Source organism: Geobacter argillaceus (genome assembly GCF_007830735.1).
Classification (GTDB): Bacteria; Desulfobacterota; Desulfuromonadia; order Geobacterales; family DSM-12255; genus Geomobilibacter; species Geomobilibacter argillaceus.
The window spans coordinates 1-16,871 of sequence record NZ_VLLN01000014.1; the positions used below are offsets into that span (position 1 = coordinate 1).

11 protein-coding genes and 2 riboswitches are annotated in these 16,871 nt (G+C 61.4%); of the genes, 6 read left to right on the top strand and 5 right to left on the bottom strand.

Annotation, left to right across the window (positions count from 1 at the left end; all coding sequences use genetic code 11):
* On the bottom strand, positions 1 to 291 hold a 291-nt coding region (tnpA, locus tag JN12_RS21100; RefSeq protein WP_145022999.1), incomplete at its 3' end, for an IS200/IS605 family transposase.
* Positions 292 to 697: 406 nt separating this feature from the next.
* A riboswitch (molybdenum cofactor riboswitch) is annotated at positions 698 to 818 on the top strand.
* A gap of 120 nt (positions 819 to 938) precedes the next feature.
* On the opposite strand from tnpA, the gene JN12_RS11915 reads away from it, so the two are divergent.
* Together JN12_RS11915 and JN12_RS11920 are read left to right on the top strand one after the other, a co-directional pair.
* Positions 939 to 1,349 (top strand): helix-turn-helix domain-containing protein, encoded by a 411-nt coding sequence (locus JN12_RS11915; protein ID WP_145023001.1) that lies wholly within the window; start codon positions 939 to 941, stop codon positions 1,347 to 1,349.
* 125 nt (positions 1,350 to 1,474) lie between these two features.
* Positions 1,475 to 2,905 (top strand): aldehyde dehydrogenase family protein, encoded by a 1,431-nt coding sequence (locus JN12_RS11920; RefSeq protein WP_145023003.1) that lies wholly within the window; start codon positions 1,475 to 1,477, stop codon positions 2,903 to 2,905.
* A gap of 92 nt (positions 2,906 to 2,997) precedes the next feature.
* Here JN12_RS11920 and JN12_RS11925 read toward each other — a convergent pair whose 3' ends face one another.
* Positions 2,998 to 4,446: an aldehyde dehydrogenase family protein gene (locus tag JN12_RS11925; protein WP_145023005.1), complete on the bottom strand. Its 1,449-nt coding sequence runs from the start codon at positions 4,444 to 4,446 to the stop codon at positions 2,998 to 3,000.
* A 214-nt stretch (positions 4,447 to 4,660) separates the two neighbouring features.
* Positions 4,661 to 4,778: riboswitch (molybdenum cofactor riboswitch) on the bottom strand.
* A gap of 333 nt (positions 4,779 to 5,111) precedes the next feature.
* Here JN12_RS11925 and JN12_RS11930 point away from each other — a divergent pair.
* The 4 genes from JN12_RS11930 (at position 5,112) to dinB (ending at position 8,311) form a co-directional block, all read left to right on the top strand.
* The gene (locus JN12_RS11930) at positions 5,112 to 5,918 is read left to right on the top strand and encodes an amino acid kinase family protein (RefSeq protein ID WP_145023007.1); all 807 of its coding nucleotides are present in this window, start codon (positions 5,112 to 5,114) and stop codon (positions 5,916 to 5,918) included.
* A gap of 92 nt (positions 5,919 to 6,010) precedes the next feature.
* Positions 6,011 to 6,226 (top strand): hypothetical protein, encoded by a 216-nt coding sequence (locus tag JN12_RS11935; RefSeq protein ID WP_145023009.1) that lies wholly within the window; start codon positions 6,011 to 6,013, stop codon positions 6,224 to 6,226.
* A gap of 256 nt (positions 6,227 to 6,482) precedes the next feature.
* Entirely contained in the window at positions 6,483 to 7,076 is a 594-nt protein-coding gene (locus JN12_RS11940; protein WP_246125857.1) for a hypothetical protein, read from the top strand.
* A 5-nt stretch (positions 7,077 to 7,081) separates the two neighbouring features.
* Entirely contained in the window at positions 7,082 to 8,311 is a 1,230-nt protein-coding gene (dinB, locus tag JN12_RS11945; protein ID WP_145023011.1) for a DNA polymerase IV, read from the top strand.
* On the opposite strand, the gene recD is transcribed toward dinB, so the two are convergent.
* From recD to recC, 3 genes are read right to left on the bottom strand one after another with little or no spacing between them, the layout of a single operon-like run.
* Positions 8,304 to 10,055, bottom strand: a complete 1,752-nt coding sequence (gene recD, locus JN12_RS11950; protein ID WP_145023013.1) for an exodeoxyribonuclease V subunit alpha — start codon at positions 10,053 to 10,055, stop codon at positions 8,304 to 8,306. The genes dinB and recD overlap by 8 nt on opposite strands.
* A complete protein-coding gene (recB, locus tag JN12_RS11955) occupies positions 10,052 to 13,654 on the bottom strand; it encodes an exodeoxyribonuclease V subunit beta (protein WP_145023015.1) in 3,603 nt (1,200 codons plus the stop codon). Before recB ends, recD begins: the two co-directional genes overlap by 4 nt.
* 16 nt (positions 13,655 to 13,670) lie before the next feature.
* The gene (gene recC, locus JN12_RS11960) at positions 13,671 to 16,859 is read right to left on the bottom strand and encodes an exodeoxyribonuclease V subunit gamma (protein ID WP_145023017.1); all 3,189 of its coding nucleotides are present in this window, start codon (positions 16,857 to 16,859) and stop codon (positions 13,671 to 13,673) included.
* Positions 16,860 to 16,871 lie beyond the last annotated feature (12 nt).

The window sequence follows — 16,871 nt, forward strand, 5'->3', positions numbered from 1 at the left end:
CTGGATGTGCTTGAACTCCATCATCAACTTGCGAGACGTTTTGCCCTTTATGTACTGCATCAGCTTACTCGGGGCCAGATGGGGTGGTACAGACACGAACAGATGCACGTGATCCTTTGATATATGACCCTGCAAGATTTCTACATCATTAGTCTTGCAGACTTCTACCACCAACTCTCGAAGCCGAGTGCCCACTTCTCCTCGTAATACAGGCTTCCGATACTTGGTGATCCACACAAAATGGCACTTTAGGTCAAACCGTGTATGCGATGATGTTCGATAGTGTTCCATCCAGCGAGTTTAACTGAAGTTTTCGCCTGAAGGCGAGGGTTTTTCTCCCATAGTCGGACAATAAGCTTTGCGATCCCGCAACCCGTCTTCAGAGCATCTTTGCCCCGGTCTCAGTCACAAAATCCTCGACATAGCCCTGGTTACCCGATGATCCATAACTTGAGAAACGAGCCGGTTGACCTTTTCAGGGACACTCTTCTTTGGCAACAGCGCAAAAATCGGGTTGGTCTGACCCCGCCCATGCTTTCGGGCTAAGAGTTGTTTTCTTTATCCATTTTTTTCTTTGACCGAAACAACGGCAATGTGGTACCAATTTACACCAATATAGATGGACAGTTAGCAAGACTGTGCCTGGTTGCCAGTTACCATCAACAACATACCGCAAGCAATGTTAGCGGCTGAAAATTGAAACAACAGTCTCCGAGCCGCGGCGCCTAAAAGGGAAATCCCTCATGGCGGTCCGGCCTATGGGTTTAACTGGAAACGGTTTTGCCTTCCTTTTGCAAAGGAGACCCAACGGCCCGGAAAATGTCCGGGACGTCAAGGGGCCTTTCTATCCGGAGAGCGCCCCTTTTTGTTTCCGGCTTGCCACAGGTTGCGAAGATGGGCGCGTGGAGACATAGTGCACTCGGTTAGGGAGCTTTTACGTGACAGCAACTGCTGAGAATAACAACGACGACAGGTACAACATCAGGGCAATTGAGCGGGCGCTCTCGGTACTCAATGTCTTTGCCCGCGAGCGCCGGGAGCTATCTTTGGACGAGCTTACCAGATTGACCGGGCTCTCCAAGCCCACTGTTTTTAGGATTCTTGCCACCCTGCAAAGGCAGAAGTATCTTCTTCTGAACAAAAGCGACGGACGCTACCGACTCGGCTCGGTCTTTCTCGCCCTGGCCTCATCAGTGCTCGGTTCGCTCAATCTCGGGACACTCGCCCGCCCCCACCTGATCGAACTGCGCAACAGCGCCCAGGCCACGGTGCTCCTGGGTGCGCTCCTGGAAGATCTTCTCGTCTACCTCGACAAGGACCGGGGTACGAGCTCCGGCGAGGCTGGCTGACGACATCGGCTGGCGGCGGGTCTCCAGAGCGAGATGTGGCAATCGGTGACATACACAGTGAGAGGTGCACGGGCTGAAGATCAGCACTATCGGAATTCATTTGTTAAACTTCATGGGAGGGTGGAATGAATAAGTTCGATCTGATTATCGACGGCGTGAAGGTGGCAACTGCTGATTATTTTGACGTAATAAACCCGGCAACACTTGAGGTCGTTGGCCAATGCCCGAACGCGGACAACAGTCACCTCGACCAGGCTGTGGCAGCTGCACAACGGGCTTTTGGCCCCTGGAGTGCGACAGATGATTCGGTGCGGGCCCAAAAGCTCCATGGGCTTGCCGATGCCATCGAACGTAATCAGCAAGAACTGATGATGCTCTTGACCATGGAAATGGGCAAACCATTGGTCGGTCTTTATGGTATCGGCTCTGGGATGGAGGTTGGCGGTTCGGTGGCATGGACACGTGCCACCGCCGAACTGACGCTGCCGCTCGAAGTCATTCAGGATAACGAAGATGCCATTATTGAGGTACATCGTAAACCGCTGGGAGTAGTAGGCTCCATCCCCCCCTGGAACTGGCCTTTGTTGATAGCGATCTGGCATGTAATGCCCGCTTTGCGCACCGGCAACACGGTCGTTATAAAACCTTCGTCTCTTACTCCCCTGGCAACGTTGCGCTTTGTTGAGATCGCCAATGGAATACTTCCTCCCGGCGTCCTCAATATTGTTACCGCCGAGAGGGGGATCGGCAGTGCCATGGCCAAACATACGGGAATCAGCAAGATTGTTTTTACCGGTTCCACGCCAACGGGTAAAAACATCATGGAGAACGCCAGCGGCAATCTCAAACGACTGACTCTGGAGTTGGGTGGCAACGACGCCGGCATAGTTCTACCGGATGTCGATGTTGCTGAAGTGGCCCCGCAGATTTTTGCCGGCGCTTTCAACAACAATGGCCAGACCTGCGCGGCATTGAAGCGGCTCTACGCGCACGAAGATATTTACGAAGACCTTTGCGGAGCCCTGGCGGATATCGCTCGCTCAGTGGTGACCGGCAACGGCCTTGAGGAGGGTGCTGATCTGGGCCCTCTCCAGAACAAGGATCAACTCGATCTGGTTGTTGAACTTGCCGAAGATGCCCGCAAGGCGGGTGGCCGTTTTCTCTGTGGAGGCCATCTAATGGAAGGACCGGGGTACTTCTACCCGGCCACCCTGGTTGCCGATGTCAGTGATGGGGTACGGCTGGTGGATGAGGAACAGTTCGGACCGATTCTGCCGATCATAAAATTCAGCGATACGGACGATGCTGTTCGGCGGGCTAATAACAGCCCTTTCGGGCTGGGAGGGTCGGTCTGGTCAAAGGATATCCAGAAGGCAAAAGCTTTAGCCATGCGCCTGGAATGCGGGACTGCCTGGGTGAATACCCACTCGACCATTCAACCGAATGCACCCTTTGGCGGCGTAAAGGAGTCTGGGTTCGGGGTGGAATTCGCTCGGGACGGGCTGACGGAATATACTTCGATTCAGACAGTAAAGATCGTGAAACCAAAAGCTTAGGAGCACGATTCGAGCAGGGCAATGTCAGGCAGTCGTACAGTCCATCCAGGATGCTGGCCCGTTCTGTACGACTGCCTGACAGGTAACGCCAGCTAGAACGGAAAGTGTCTCTTGCCCATCTGCACGGTGATCCACTTCACTTCGGTCATCTCTTCCATGGAATAACGTCCCCCCTCTCGACCGACCCCGCTGTCCTTGATCCCACCAAAGGGAACATGTGGCTCGTCAAAGATGGTGCAATCGTTTATGTGCACCATTCCCGCCTCCAGCCTCAAGGAGAGATCGAACGCCTTCTGCAGGTCGTTGGTGATGATTGCTGAGGAAAGCCCGAAGGAGGAGTTGTTGGCAATCGCCAGCGCCTCCTCGCTGTTGGCGGCCTTGATCACGCAGGCTACCGGGCCGAAACTCTCTTCGTCAAAAATCCGCATGTTGGTGGTTACATCGGCAACGATTGTCGGCTGAAAGAACCCTCCTTCATAGTTGCCGCCGAACAGCAGGCGGGCACCATCAGACACGGCATCATCCACCTGCCCCTTGATAAAGGGACATTGCTTGCTTTCAACGAGAGGGCCGATGACCGTATCGGGCTGGTGCGGGTCACCTACTTTAAGGGTCCGTGCCTTGGTCACAAGTTTTTCGCAGAACCGGTCATAGATATCGGTCTCGACGATCATCCGCGAGTTGACCATGCAGACCTGTCCCTGGTGCAGGAAAATTCCGAATATGGCGGCATCCACCGCATAATCCAGATCCGCATCCTTGAGCACGATAAGCGGGCTTTTACCGCCCATTTCAAGGGTGATCTTCTTCTGGTGACGTCCCGCAACCTCGGCTAGCTGCTTGCCAACCTCGGTCGATCCGGTAAAGGTCACCATGCGGATGCGTGGGTCAACAACCAGCTTGTCGCCAAGGGTGCTCCCCTTGACCGGAATAACGTTCAAAGCGCCATGCGGCAACCCGGCCGCTTCGAAAAGCTCTGCGATCTTGAGACCAATGACCGGGGTGGGTGACGCAGGCTTGAGGACAAAGGTGTTACCGGCGGCCAGGGCCAGACAGACCTTCTTCATCGCCAACAGAAAGGGAAAGTTGAACGGTGCAATCCCCGCAATGACCCCCAGTGGTCGACGGACGGTCATGGAAAAAACCCCGGGGGCATCGGACGGCATGGTCTCGCCAAAAATGCGGCGGCACTCGCCGGCTGCGCTGCGGAGCAGATTTGCCACATACGATACCTCGAACATCGCCTTGCCGAATGTGCCTCCTCCTTCTTCGATCAGTACGTCGGCAAATTCCTTGGTGCGCTCCTCCAGGATTGCCGCCGCCTTTATCAGGATACCCTCCCGCATTGCCGGTGGACTGTTTCCCCATGTCTCCCGTGCGGCATAGGCGGAGGCAATGGCGGCCTCTATGTCGTCTGCGCTCGCCTGATGCACCTTGGCGTAGACCTCTCCATTTGCCGGATTGATATCGTCGGCCATTGTTCCTGTCGACGACGGAACCCATTTCCCATTAATAAAGAGCCTGTACTCCTTGACACTCATTTAAACCCCTCCTTACCGGATGATTAACGCTTCCACGATCCAGATCAACTTGTTTTGAGCCAATACGCTGCAAGATCAACCAATTTGCTACTCATTTTGAACGTTGGGCACCTCCTTCCCAACCGGCTACCACTTGTCTCTCCATGCTGTTCTCTCCTCCAAAAACAAAGGGGCCTTCCCCGGATGGAAAGGCCCCTTGACGTCAACAGATAGAATCTGTGCCGTTGGGTCTCCTTTGCAAACGGGAGGTAACGCCGTTTCCAGCGGTACCCATAGGCCGAACGCCGTGAGGTGGTCCTGTTAGGCAATTCGGCTCGGAGAATGTTCAAGAAAATGCACTGTACATGCCAAACATTGTTTTGACATCATCCATCAACACCACCATCTACGTCAATTCAGCTAGTTAAGATAGTTTTCCCCATACTGTCTCCCCTGCTTCTTTACGTGAGTATAGATGCGCAGCCAGTCTGGATTTCATCTTTTCATGAGATTTCAGGAGAACTGGAGGGGAAAATTTAATCATTTGATAAAAACGCGCAACACAACATCATCCTGTAAGTATTGTTCCTCATATTCCACAAAATCCAAGCCAATGGCCTCGACTTACACGTATCCTCTGGTATGGTTATCCTCGTTATACACACAGAGTTTCGGAGGGTTACGCAATGACGCCACGACACGAAATCGAAACAAACATGAGGGGAGAAACCCTCGTCCGCAAGGGTCTGATGCGCAGGCAGGCAGGGATATCCACGCTCAGACTCGTTCCCGACCTCCATGTCGTCAAGGTCGGCGGCCACGGGGTCATCGACTACGGCCGCGAGGTGGTCCTGCCGCTCATGGAAGAGATCGGTAATCTGTCGAAACGGCACAGGATTCTGGTCGTTACCGGCGGGGGGGTGCGCGTCCGCCATATCCTCGACATCGGCATCGACCTCGGCATGCCGACCGGCGTTCTTGCCGAACTGGCCAGCAAGATCAGCGAGCAAAATGCCGTCATGGTCACCCTGCTCCTCTCCAAATGGGGCGGCTCGCGGGTCAAGACCGCCGACCTGCTGGAACTGCCGACCATGCTCCACCTCAACCTCCTCCCGGTAATCCATGGCACCCCCCCCTATGGCCTCTATGAACACCCACCGGAGACCGGGCTCATCCCACCCCACCGCACCGACACCGGCGCCCTGCTGATGGCGGAAGTACTGGGCGCCAAGAGCTGCATCCTCGTCAAAAACGTGGACGGGTTATACACCGAGGACCCGCGGGTCAATCCCGACGCGGAGCTAATCGAGGAGATCACGGTCAAAGAGCTGATAACGATGGATATGGAAGACATGGTGCTCGAACGGAAAATGCTTTATCTCCTTCGCGACACGGTAAACGTCAAGGAGATCCGGATCGTGAACGGTCACAAGCGGGGGACCATTGAGAAGGCAATCAAGGGGGAGCGGATTGGTACCGTCATAAGGGTTTAAGAGTATGAAAATTTTTTAAATAAGTGTATATTCCCCCTATGGAAACCCTCCGCAGTCCCCAGGGAGGAAAAAACTAAAGGAGGCACCCTTTCATGTCAGGGAAAATCTTTTACCGGCAGAGAACGAAGATGCAGGACGGGGCGAAGCAGCCGCGCTATGTGCTGGTGGCGGTGGCGGACCTCAACCTCAAGGTGTACGGGCAGCATCTGCGGATGTGCGAACTGAAGCAGATCGCCGAGTCGGTCGGGGCTGAACTTATCGCCCTGCCTCGCGGGCCAAAACACGAAGAGGGAGCTGAAGAAGACTAGTCGACGATGGGGACAGAAACAAGCAGGGCAAACGAGGGGGCTATCGAATAGATGGCCTCCTCGTTTATTGAAGAGTTGAGATTGGTCTCAACAGGAAACATCACTTTTCAATCGATCAATAGTGGTTGACTAACAAATCTGATATGTCTAATACATATTGGTATTACAGGTTTGAGGAATACACTCTTTGCGGCAGGCCGCTGACGCTTCGATGGGCCGCTGCACATCATTACGTTATCGCTGTATCAGGATTTCCATGACCATTTCCCCACTGTCCGGACTAATTTTCGACTCAATGTCAACAACAAGCATACTGCCTGTGCTGAAGCTCTTCCTCGTACCGGTCGGAGGTGGAATCCCTGCCGGGGTTTTACTCGCTCAGGCCAAAGGCCTGTCCTGGCCCGTCACAACATTACTCTACCTGGTTTCGGATGTTATCTTGGCCGTTGCTTTCGAACCAGTTCTCCGCCTTATCGCACTCATTTGCGGAAAGGTCCCATCTTTAGCTCGTATCAGCGCAGCCATGAAATTGGCAACTACTCGTAGCGTGTCGCATTTCAGTGGGACTGGTGCTGGCCCGATTGCGCTCATCATGATTGCTTTCGGTGTTGATCCCATGACTGGTCGTGCCTCAGCGCTCGCAGCCGGCCATGGGTTCATTGCGGGATGGGCCTTTGCCATCGCTGGCGACATGCTTTACTTTGCTGTCATTGCAATCACTACGTTGCGTCTGAACTCGTACGTTCAAGACCCTAACACAACAATGTTGATCGTCCTCTTTGCGATGTTCGGCGTGCCCGTACTGGTACGCCGTATTCGATCAAGACGATTGTCTTATCAAAGGACTTAGGGCTTGTGGAACAGAGAGTAATCCTCCACATCGATATGAACGCCTTTTTCGCCTCGGTGGAGCAACAGGCCAACCCGGCCCTGCGGGGAAAGCCAATCGCCGTCGTCGGCACCGGCCGGACCGTGGTCACCACCGCCTCCTACGAGGCGCGGGCCTTTGGGGTGAAAACCGGCATGAACCGGTGGCAAGCGATCCAGCAGTGTCCCCAGCTGATCTTCGTTACCGCCGACAACCGCAAGTACACCTGGACCTCGTGCCGGATCATGGAGATTCTCCGGGAGTACACCCCGCTAATAGAGGTCTTCTCCATCGACGAGGCGTTCCTGGACGTCACCGGCTCTCTGGCCATCTTCGGCAGCGCCCAGCGGATCGCCTGCCTCATCAAGGCCCGCATCCACCACCGCTTCGGCCTCACCTGCTCCATCGGCATCGCCCCCAACAAGCTCCTGGCCAAACTCGCCTCGGAGATGCAAAAGCCGGACGGCCTCACCGTTATCCCGGCGGGCGAAGTCTCCCGGATCATGGCGCAGCTGCCGGTCGGTGAGCTGTGCGGCATCGGGGCCACGACCCGGCGCCAGTTGGCCCTCCTGGGCATCCGGACCTGCGGGGAGCTGGGGCGCTACCCGGTGGAGATCCTGACCCGGAAGTTCGGCGTTGTGGGGGAGCGGCTGAGCCTGATGGGGCGAGGGATCGATAACAGCCCGGTGGTGCCGGCCGAGGAGGCGGAGGAGGTCAAGTCGGTGGGACACAGCATGACCCTGGACCGGGACATCACCGAGCGTAAGGAGATACTGAAATATTTACTACAGCTGTCCGAGATGGTGGGACGCCGCGCCAGGCGCTACGGCGTGACCGCCAAGACGGTTCACCTCACCATCCGCTACGCCGACTTCACCACCACCTTCGGCCGGCAGACCACCCTGCACAGCCGCACCAACGTCAGTGCGGATATCTACCGGGAAGCGGTCGCCATCCTGGACAGCCTGGTCCTGGAACAGCCGGTCCGCCTGCTGGGGGTACGGCTCACCAACCTCGACCACCAGGGGGAACAGCTCCCCATATTCCCGGAAGAGCGGCGCCAGGCACTGGCCACCGGCGCCATGGACCGGGTCAACGACAAATTCGGCGCTTTTACGGTTACTTTTGGCAGCATTATTGAAGCAGAGGATAAAGGATCGCACGTCATCTCCCCGGCCTGGCGGCCGAGCGGCATCCGCAACGTGGAGGTCAGCTGATCCCCCAGAGCGCCTCCCGCAGGCCGGACCGCCGCTCGACCCTGCGGCTGACCGCGGCCAGGAAGCCGCTCTCGTTCCCCCACAACTCAACCGCCTCCCGCGCCCGGGTCATGGCGGTATAGATCAGCTCCCGCGTACATATCTCCGTATCGGCATACGGCAGCAGCATCAAAACCTTAGTGAATTCGCTCCCCTGACTCTTATGGACGGTCATGGCATAGACCGTCTCGTGGGGGGGGAGACGCAGAGGGGAAAGCTGCCGCACACCGCCGTCAGGGGACGGAAAATGGACCTTCGGCGTGCCGTCCGGATCGGGGATGACAATGCCGATATCGCCGTTGAACAGCCGAAGCTGGTAGTCGTTGGCCGTCACCATCACCGGCCTCCCCCGATACCAGCGCTCCCGGGTGTCGATGAGGCCGGCCCGCGCCAAAACCGCCTCCACCAGCCGGTTCACCTCCTCCACCCCGTACGGACCGCGGCGGACGGCACAGAGTATCCGGAACCGGTCGAACAGCGCCAGGGCCTCAAGCGGCGAACCGGCCCGGAGATAGGGGGCAAAGCCGGCCATGACCAGAGGGCCGAACGCCTCGGGAAGCGCCTGGGGAGCCGGAGCATCGCGCCAGACCAGTTCCCCGAAGCTATCCCCCCTGATAACGGTGAGCGCCTCCGCCCCTTCCCCGGCCGAGATCAGCCGGCTTGCAACGGCAATCCCGCTGTCCGGGGCGAAGCGGTGGCTCTTCCGGAGGATAACCAGGGAGTCGGCCAGCGGTTCCGCGCCGGTTGCCGGGAGCTCCATGGCGGCGACCCTGGTGACCAGGGAGCCGAAGGTAGGGGAAAAGGAGTGGCCACGGCCGGTGTCGCAGATATCCCCCAGGACCGCTCCCGCCTCCACCGATGCCAGTTGGTCCCGGTCCCCCAGGAGAATCAGCCGGCACCGGGGTTTGAGGGCGGTTACGAGCCTCGCCATGAGCGGGAGCGCCACCATGGACGCCTCGTCAACCACAACCAGGTCGTGGGGGAGCGGGTTTTCGCGGTCATGGCGAAAACGGCCGGAGCCGCCGGCGCCCAGGAGGCGGTGGAGGGTCACGACCTCGGCCGGAATCCGCTCCCGGACCTCCGGCGCAACGTTAAGCCGCTCCCGTGCCGTCCGGATCGACTCCTGGAGACGGACCGCCGCCTTGCCGGTGGGGGCTGCCAGGGCGATGGCCAAGGGGCGACCGGCGGCCTGCTCCAGCAGGAGCGCCAGGATCTTAACCACCGTGGAGGTCTTGCCGGTGCCCGGCCCGCCGGAGATGACGGCAAAGCCGCTCCGCACGGCGGCCATTGCCGCCACCCGCTGCCAGTCGACCTCCCCGGGTATCGTGTCGGGAAAGAGCCGATCAAGCCCCTCCCGCAGGAGAGCCTCATCCAGGGGGACCTGTTGCCCCCCCTTGTGGAGCACGGCCGCGGCCAGGTCGTGTTCGTAGCGCCAGTAGCGATGGAGGTACAGCCGGCCGGCGCCATCCAGCACCAGCGGGGTGAAGGCGCCGGGAGAACCGACGACCGGGAACTCAGCCAGGCCGTGCCACCAGCCATCCGGACCGGCAGTGGTCAGGTCAACGCAGACATGCCCCTGGCCAACGGCCTGCGAAACGAGCAGGGCCGCCCGGTGGAGCTCCTCGGCAGCAGTCCCTGCCAGGCGGCAGATGAAGGCGGCAAAGTGCCGGTCAATCTCGCTGTAGTCCCGTTCCAACGCTGTCATGTCCGCGCTCCGAACTCCACCAGGGCTGCCGAGAGTTCCTCGATCAGCCCCTGCTGCGGCCGGTCCCTGAAGATGCCGTACCCCGGGCCGGCGGCCGGATCGATCCCCCGCAGGAACAGGTAAAACACCCCGCCGAAATGTCTGGCATAGTCGTACCCCGGCAGCCTGGCGGTAAGATAATTATGCAGGGCAACCGTGTAGAGGAGGTACTGGAGCGGGTAGAGCCGCCTGGCCATCTCCCCGGCGAGCCGCTCGCAAGCGTAATCCTCCAGCCGGTTCCCCAGGTGGTTGGACTTCCAGTCCGCGATATAATACCGGCCGTGGTGGCAGAAGACCAGGTCCATGAATCCCCGCACCATCCCCCTGACCGGCGTGAAATCAAGGCGGACACTAGCGTCGCCAAGGCCGTTCTCCCCCGCCGTCCCCTGCCAGCGGAGAACGATCTCGTGCAGCCGCTCCGAACTGATGAACCGTAAGGGGAAGAAAAATTCCAGTTCGGCCCGCCAGCTCCCAACCGCCAGCTCGGCCAGGGAGAACCCGCCCTCCCCTTCATCGAGCCGCGTGGCGAGCACGTTTTCCACCATCCGGACGACTGGCCCCTGCCAGCTGGCGTCGAACCCGGAACGGGCCAGGACCTGGGCCACCAACCGCTCCAGGGCCGGACGGTCAGGGGAGGCAAAATCGATCCGTTCAAAGATCTCGTGCAGCACGGTACCGGCCCGGCTCCCCCGGGGAAAGTCGAAGATGGAAAGGGGCGCCTGCTCGTCACGGAGCGGCTCAACAGGGAGCGTTGCGTCGTCCCGGTAAAGGGGGTCCCGGTCCGGCAGTTCCGGCCCATGGGACCCGGCCGCAAAGGAGGTGAAGCTGGCCACCCGCCAGTCGTGCTCGATGGCGCCGGTAAACTGGCGACAGGCAAGGCCGCTACCCTCGTCGCGCAACGGGGTGTACAGAGGCGCATCGTCCGGGGACGGCAGCTCCGCAAGGGCGATGCTGCCCGCCCCCGCCGCTGCCAGCTCCCGGCAGTGGTCGAGGAGCGCTGGTTCGGAGAGCCCTTCGACCGCTTCCTTAAGACGGGCCACCAGGTCCTCGCGGGACGGGTCCAGGCCGGCGGGACGGTGGAGAAGCCAAGCAAGCGGCGAGCTGCCACCGTTCCGGAACTTCCCGGCCACCAGGTAACAGCGGTACTTGGCCCGGGTCAGGGCCACGTAGAACAGACGCAGGTTCTCGGCCAAGGCCTCCCGCTGCGCCAGGGCCCGATGCCGCTCCAGGTCGGGAGAACCGAAGTCCTTCACCGTGCGGAAGCGGTCGTGAAAGGTGGCCGGTTCGTCCCTCTCCTGCACCCCTCCCCAGGCGAATGGACAAAAAACCACGGGGTACTCCAGCCCCTTGCTCACATGGACCGTGACGATCCTGACCGCCTTTTCGTCGGTTTCCAGGCGGATCTGGTACTCCTCACTCTCCGGCACTTGGCTGAGCCGCTCGCCGAGCCAGGTAAGGAGCCCCTCGATGCCGAGCCCCCCTTCCAGGGAGGCGGAGTGCAGCAGTTCCAGGCCGTGGAGGAGGTTGGTGAGCCGCCGTTCGCCGTCCGGGAAGCGTAACAGCCGCCCCCGCACCGCCTCCCTGGCTACCAGGGTCCTGGCCATGACCATGACCCCACGCTCCAGCCAGAGCTGCCGATACTCCCGGAACCGGCAGACGATCTCCTCCCAGGCGGCCTCGACCTCTTGCAGGCGGGCAAGATCGTCCCCCCGCCGGCCAAGGAGATCCGTCACCAGGGCCGCTCTCACCCTTCCCTCAACGGCCGGCTCGGCCACGCCGTGCAAGAGGATGAACAGCTCCTGCGCCTCGCGGCTGGCAAAGAGGCTTTCGCTGCTCTGGAGAACGCTGGGGACCCCCAGCGCCCGGAGCGACTCCTGCACCAGCCCGGCCTGTCGGTGGCTCCGGACGATGACGGCAACGTCCTCCGGCTGCATTGGCCTCCCCTCGATGGTCGCTGTCCCCTGCCGGCCGTCCCGCAGCAGACGGGCGATCTCCGCCGCCACCCCCTGCGGGATCAGGTTGTTGGCCGTGCCGGTCATGATCCCCTTCTCCTGGTCCGGGGACGGAATGAACCAGAGCTGAAGCGGAGCGCTGTCGCGACCGGAGAGGGTGATCGGCGCCTCCGGCCACTCCTTGCCGGCCGTCACCGGGTGAAAGGCGATGTCGTCAAACAGGAACGGGTCGGGTCTGGCGGAAAATACGCTGTTGAAAGCCCGGAGCATGTTGGGGGTGGAGCGCCAGTTGGTCTCCAGGGTGAAGCGGGCCTCAGAGGGGAGGTCCGCGGCCGCCTCCAGATAGGCGAAGATGTCCGCCCCGCGGAAGCTGTAGATCGCCTGCTTCGGGTCGCCGATGAGGAACAGGGGGGCATTGGTGTTGCCGTAGATGGTGCGGAAGATGTCGTACTGGACCGGATCGGTGTCCTGGAACTCATCGATCAGGGAGGCCCGGTAGCGCCCCCTGATCCGCTCGGCCAGGCGCTCTCCTCCTTCCCGGTTGAGGGCGCCATGGAGGTCGGTCAAGAGATCGTCGAAACAACGGACGTTCAACTCCCGCTTCCTGGCCGGCAGCCGTTCCCGCGCCCAAGCGACGAGCGAGTACTTGAAGGCCAGGAGACGCTCCTCCACCAGCGCCAGCAGCGCCTGGCACTGATCGAAGAAGGGGTGGGACGGCGGTTCATTACGCTTTTTCGTGTTCGAGACCACGAACGGGGTGCAGAACCGGTCGAACTCCTCACCAAAGTCAAAGGGGTTTACGCCGGCCAGGTAGCGGTCCATCTCCGCCATCAGCCCGGGGATGAGGTCCGGGCGGTAGGTCTGGGCGGCCCTGCTGAGCCCCTTGTCGGTGAGGAGGATCGTTTCGACCGCTCCCCGCTCTCTCGACCACGCCTGCTGCAGCGCCTGGAATGCCGGCTGGCACCTCTCTTCCAGCGCGGCCCCGTCAGCGGGCTCGAAGACCGGAAGCAGCGTAATGTTCGGGTGCAGCGGCATCCTTCTGAGGAACGTCGCGAGACTGTCGGGGGTCATCTTTTTCCGCAGGGCGTAACCGAGCAGGGGAGCGCTGCCGCTGAAAAAGTTCTGCCGCCAAAAATCGTCCACCACCTCCTGAATGATCGCCGCCTGGTCGGTGACCAGCTCCGTGTCGTAGAGGAGACCGCTCTCGAAGGCGTTTTCCTGGAGTGACCGCAGGCAGAAGCCGTGGATGGTGAAGATGGCGGCCAGGTCAAAGGCGCGCAGCGCCCGGTCGAGCCGGTTGATTGCCGTCTCCTGTTCAGGAACCAGACCGCTGCTGTTAGCCAACAGTCCGGCCAGGAACGGGTCACTCCCCTCCTGGCCGGAAAAGGTGGCCAACGCCTCCCTGAGCCGGGTCCTGATCCTCCCTTTGAGCTCCTTGGTGGCCGCCTCGGTGAAGGTTACCACCAGGATCTCTTCCGGGGTGAGCCCCTGCTCAAGGACCAGACGCACATAGAGGCAGGCAATGGCGTAGGTCTTGCCGGTCCCGGCACTCGCCTCGATCAGCCGGCGGCCACTAAGGGATATGTTCAGGTGGTCGAACCGATTCATAATGTCAGACCACTCCTCACGCCTTGCTCCCGTGGGCCACGAGCGGTCCGAGGACCTCCCGGGCCAGTTGGTCGAACTCGACCGTAAACGGGTCGGTCTTACCGAAACAGAGGTCGAAATACGGGTCGCGCCCCTCGCCGCTAACGTACTCGGAACCCTCCCATCGCTGCCGCGCCCGTGCCAGGTCCCACTCCTGCTTGTTGGCATAGGCCAGGGACGATTCGGGATAGAAGCGTAACGGCTGGCACAGCCCCTCGCGATACCGGCCGAGGAGTACGGCCAGGAGTTCCGAGGCGTTAGCCACCGGTGAGAAACATTCCGTGCCGTCCCGCATGCAGAGCACGCTCTCCCGGGGATACCCCTCGGCGGCCATACTGTTGAGGACCAGATGCTCGATCCAGCCCCTGATCCGGTCCCTGGCCTTCAGCCGTGCACAGCGGCCGCGGATGAGGCGCCCCGGCCAGATCCGGTCAAGCCGCCCCGAGAGACGGTAGCGCCCTATCTCCAGGGAGAAGTCCAGCGGCTCAAGAGCAGGGCAGCCGGCCATATGTGCCCGCATCTCCCGGCTAAACTCCTCCACCTCGGCGGTAAGGGCGGCAAAGAGGATGTCGCCGTGGCGGGCCGGCGGTAAGAGCCCCTCGGCGCGAATGACCGGCAGCGCCTCTTGCGGCGGAATATTGGCCAGGGCCAGGTCGAGCAGTCGGGTACGGATGGCATAGGCATCGAGCCCTTCCACGGCGAACGGCTCCCGCTCGTCCAAGGGGTCGGCCGCCTGTTCGAGCCGGATGCCGAGGCGCTCGACCAGGAAATACCGGGCCGGGTTGTCATAGAAGCGGAGCAGCCCGGCCAGGGAGACCTCCCACCCCTCGCCCTCCGGCAGCACGAGCGGCTTGGCGAGGAACTCGCCGCCAACCGCCCCCCCCTGCTCCCTCGCCCTGACTGCGGCCAGGTTCTCCTCGGAAAAGGTGAACAGCCCGGCACTGCCGTCAAAGTAGGCGGGACTGAACGGTTGGAGCCGATGGTGCCTGACCAGCACCTTGGATGGTTCCCGGCCGTCAACCCGGTAGCCGCTGTCGAGATAATCGAGCAGCTCGCTCACCAGGACCGACGGAGGAATCTCGCTCCCGTCCCTGATGCTCTGGCCGACGTAGCTGAGGTAAAGGGTCTCCCGGGCCGAGAGAATCGCCTCCAGAAACAGGTAGCGGTCCTCGTCCCGCAGCGACCGGTCTCCCCGTCGCCGCTCCCCGGCGATCAGGTCGAAGCCGGGAGGGCGGTTCTGGCGGGGGAAGGCGCCTTCGTTCATGCCGATCAGGGCGATCACCCGGAACGGGATGCTCCGCATCGGCAGCATGGCGCAGAAGGTGACGCCGCCGGTGATGAATCCCATCCCCTGTTCGGCCTTCTCCAGCTGCTGACCCAACCAGTAGCGGAACAGCTCCAGTGTCACCGGAGCGTCGAAGCCTGCCAGCTCCCGGTTCTGCAGGAGCCTCTCCTGCAGCTTCCCCATGGCGGCCGCTTCCCTGGCCGTCTCCTCGTCCTGGACGATGAATTCCGCCATGATCCGGCCAAGCTCCTCTGCCCACTGGCCCGGACTCCGGGGCGGCCTGAGCCGGTCGGCTGCGGCAAAGAGGGTCTCGGCGAACGCCAGGAACTGCCCGAGCAGCCTCGGCCCGTCCCCCTCCAGGTCATAGGGGAGGATACCCCGGAAGAGCCGGTCCCCCTCGCCCGGCATGGCATAGCCGAGGAGGAGGCGATCCAGGCCGGCCCGCCAGCTGTTCTCCCCGAAGGCGGGCAGGCCGCTTCGTTCCCGGTCCGCCCGGTCGATCCCCCAACGGACCCTGGTGTCGACGAGCCAGTCGCGGATGATCTCCAGGTCGTCCCTGGCAATGCCGAACCGCTGGTGCACCGCGGGCAGGGAGAGCAGGTCGAACACCCTGGTCACGCCGAACCGGCTCCCGACCAGGTCGAGGATCGCCATCACGGCCTCGGCCAGATGCCCCTGACAGCGGATGCTCCGGTCGGCAACGGAGTACGGCAGCCGCTTGGCCGGCTCCTGGACCCCGTCGAAGACTGCCGCGACATAGGGGGCATAGGCCTCGATATCCGGGGTCATCACCAGGATGTCCCGGGGGGTGAGGGTCGGATCACTGTTCAGGAGGGCGAGCAGATGGTCGTGCAGAACCTCGATCTCCCGCATGGGGGAGTGACAGGAGAGGATCTGCATCCCCACAGCGTCGGCCGGAAACCGGCACGGCTCCTCAACTGCCGGGTCACGGAGCTGGAGGATGTCCCGCTGCACGGCCTGCAAGAGCGAACCGCCGGCCGGTTCCCGGTATGCCTCGCTGGTGATCAGCCGCGCCTGGTCGTGGGAGAGGATCAGATCGGAGAAGTCCCGGCCGAGCCGGCCAAGGGAGGCAAGAAGCGGGTTCCCCTCGAACGGCTCCCCCTGCTCCGCGTCCGTGGTCTTTGCCATCTGCCGCCGGGAAACGATGTCGGCCCAGTACTCCCGGCAGGGGGAGAGGACGAAGAGCTGGATGTCGGCATGACGGCTGAGCTGCACCAGAAATTCCAGGTGAAACGGCGGCAGGTAGGAGACCCCGAAGACCGAGACCCGTTCCGGTATGCCGGCGCCACTGAAGCCTCGGCTCGCCAGGGTCTGCCGGAAGCGGTCCAGGAGGCGGCCGCGATGCTCGCTGCCACAGGCCGTTACCAGCTCGCGCCAGAGGAGCGGCTGCCAGTCGCTCCCCTTCCCTGCTTCCCAGGCATCGAGCATCTCGGGGCGGAACAGGGTGTACTGGTCGAAGGTGTCGGCGATCTGCTCCGCCAGTTGGAAGAGCTTCAGTCCGCCCAGGTCGTTGGCTAGGTAGGCGGCGATCGGCTCGAAACCGGAGCGGCCGGCCAAAGACGGGAGCAGATCCATCAGGCGCCAGGTCAGCAGATCCGGTGAGAACGGGGACTCGTCGGGGACATTGCCGAGGATGTCACGAAAGAGCCGCCAGACAAAGGCATTGGGAAACGGGTAATCGCCGTTGGCCCAGACTCCGAAGCGCCGGGCCAGCTCCATGGCCAGCCACCGTTCCATGCCGGCGCTCTGGACCACGATGGTCTCGGGCACGAGCGGCGACGCCAGGGGGCGGGCCACGGTCGCGGCCAGGGAGTCGACGAGCGACTCCATCCGGTTGCTGGAGATGATGTTCAGGGACATGGTGAACGTTAA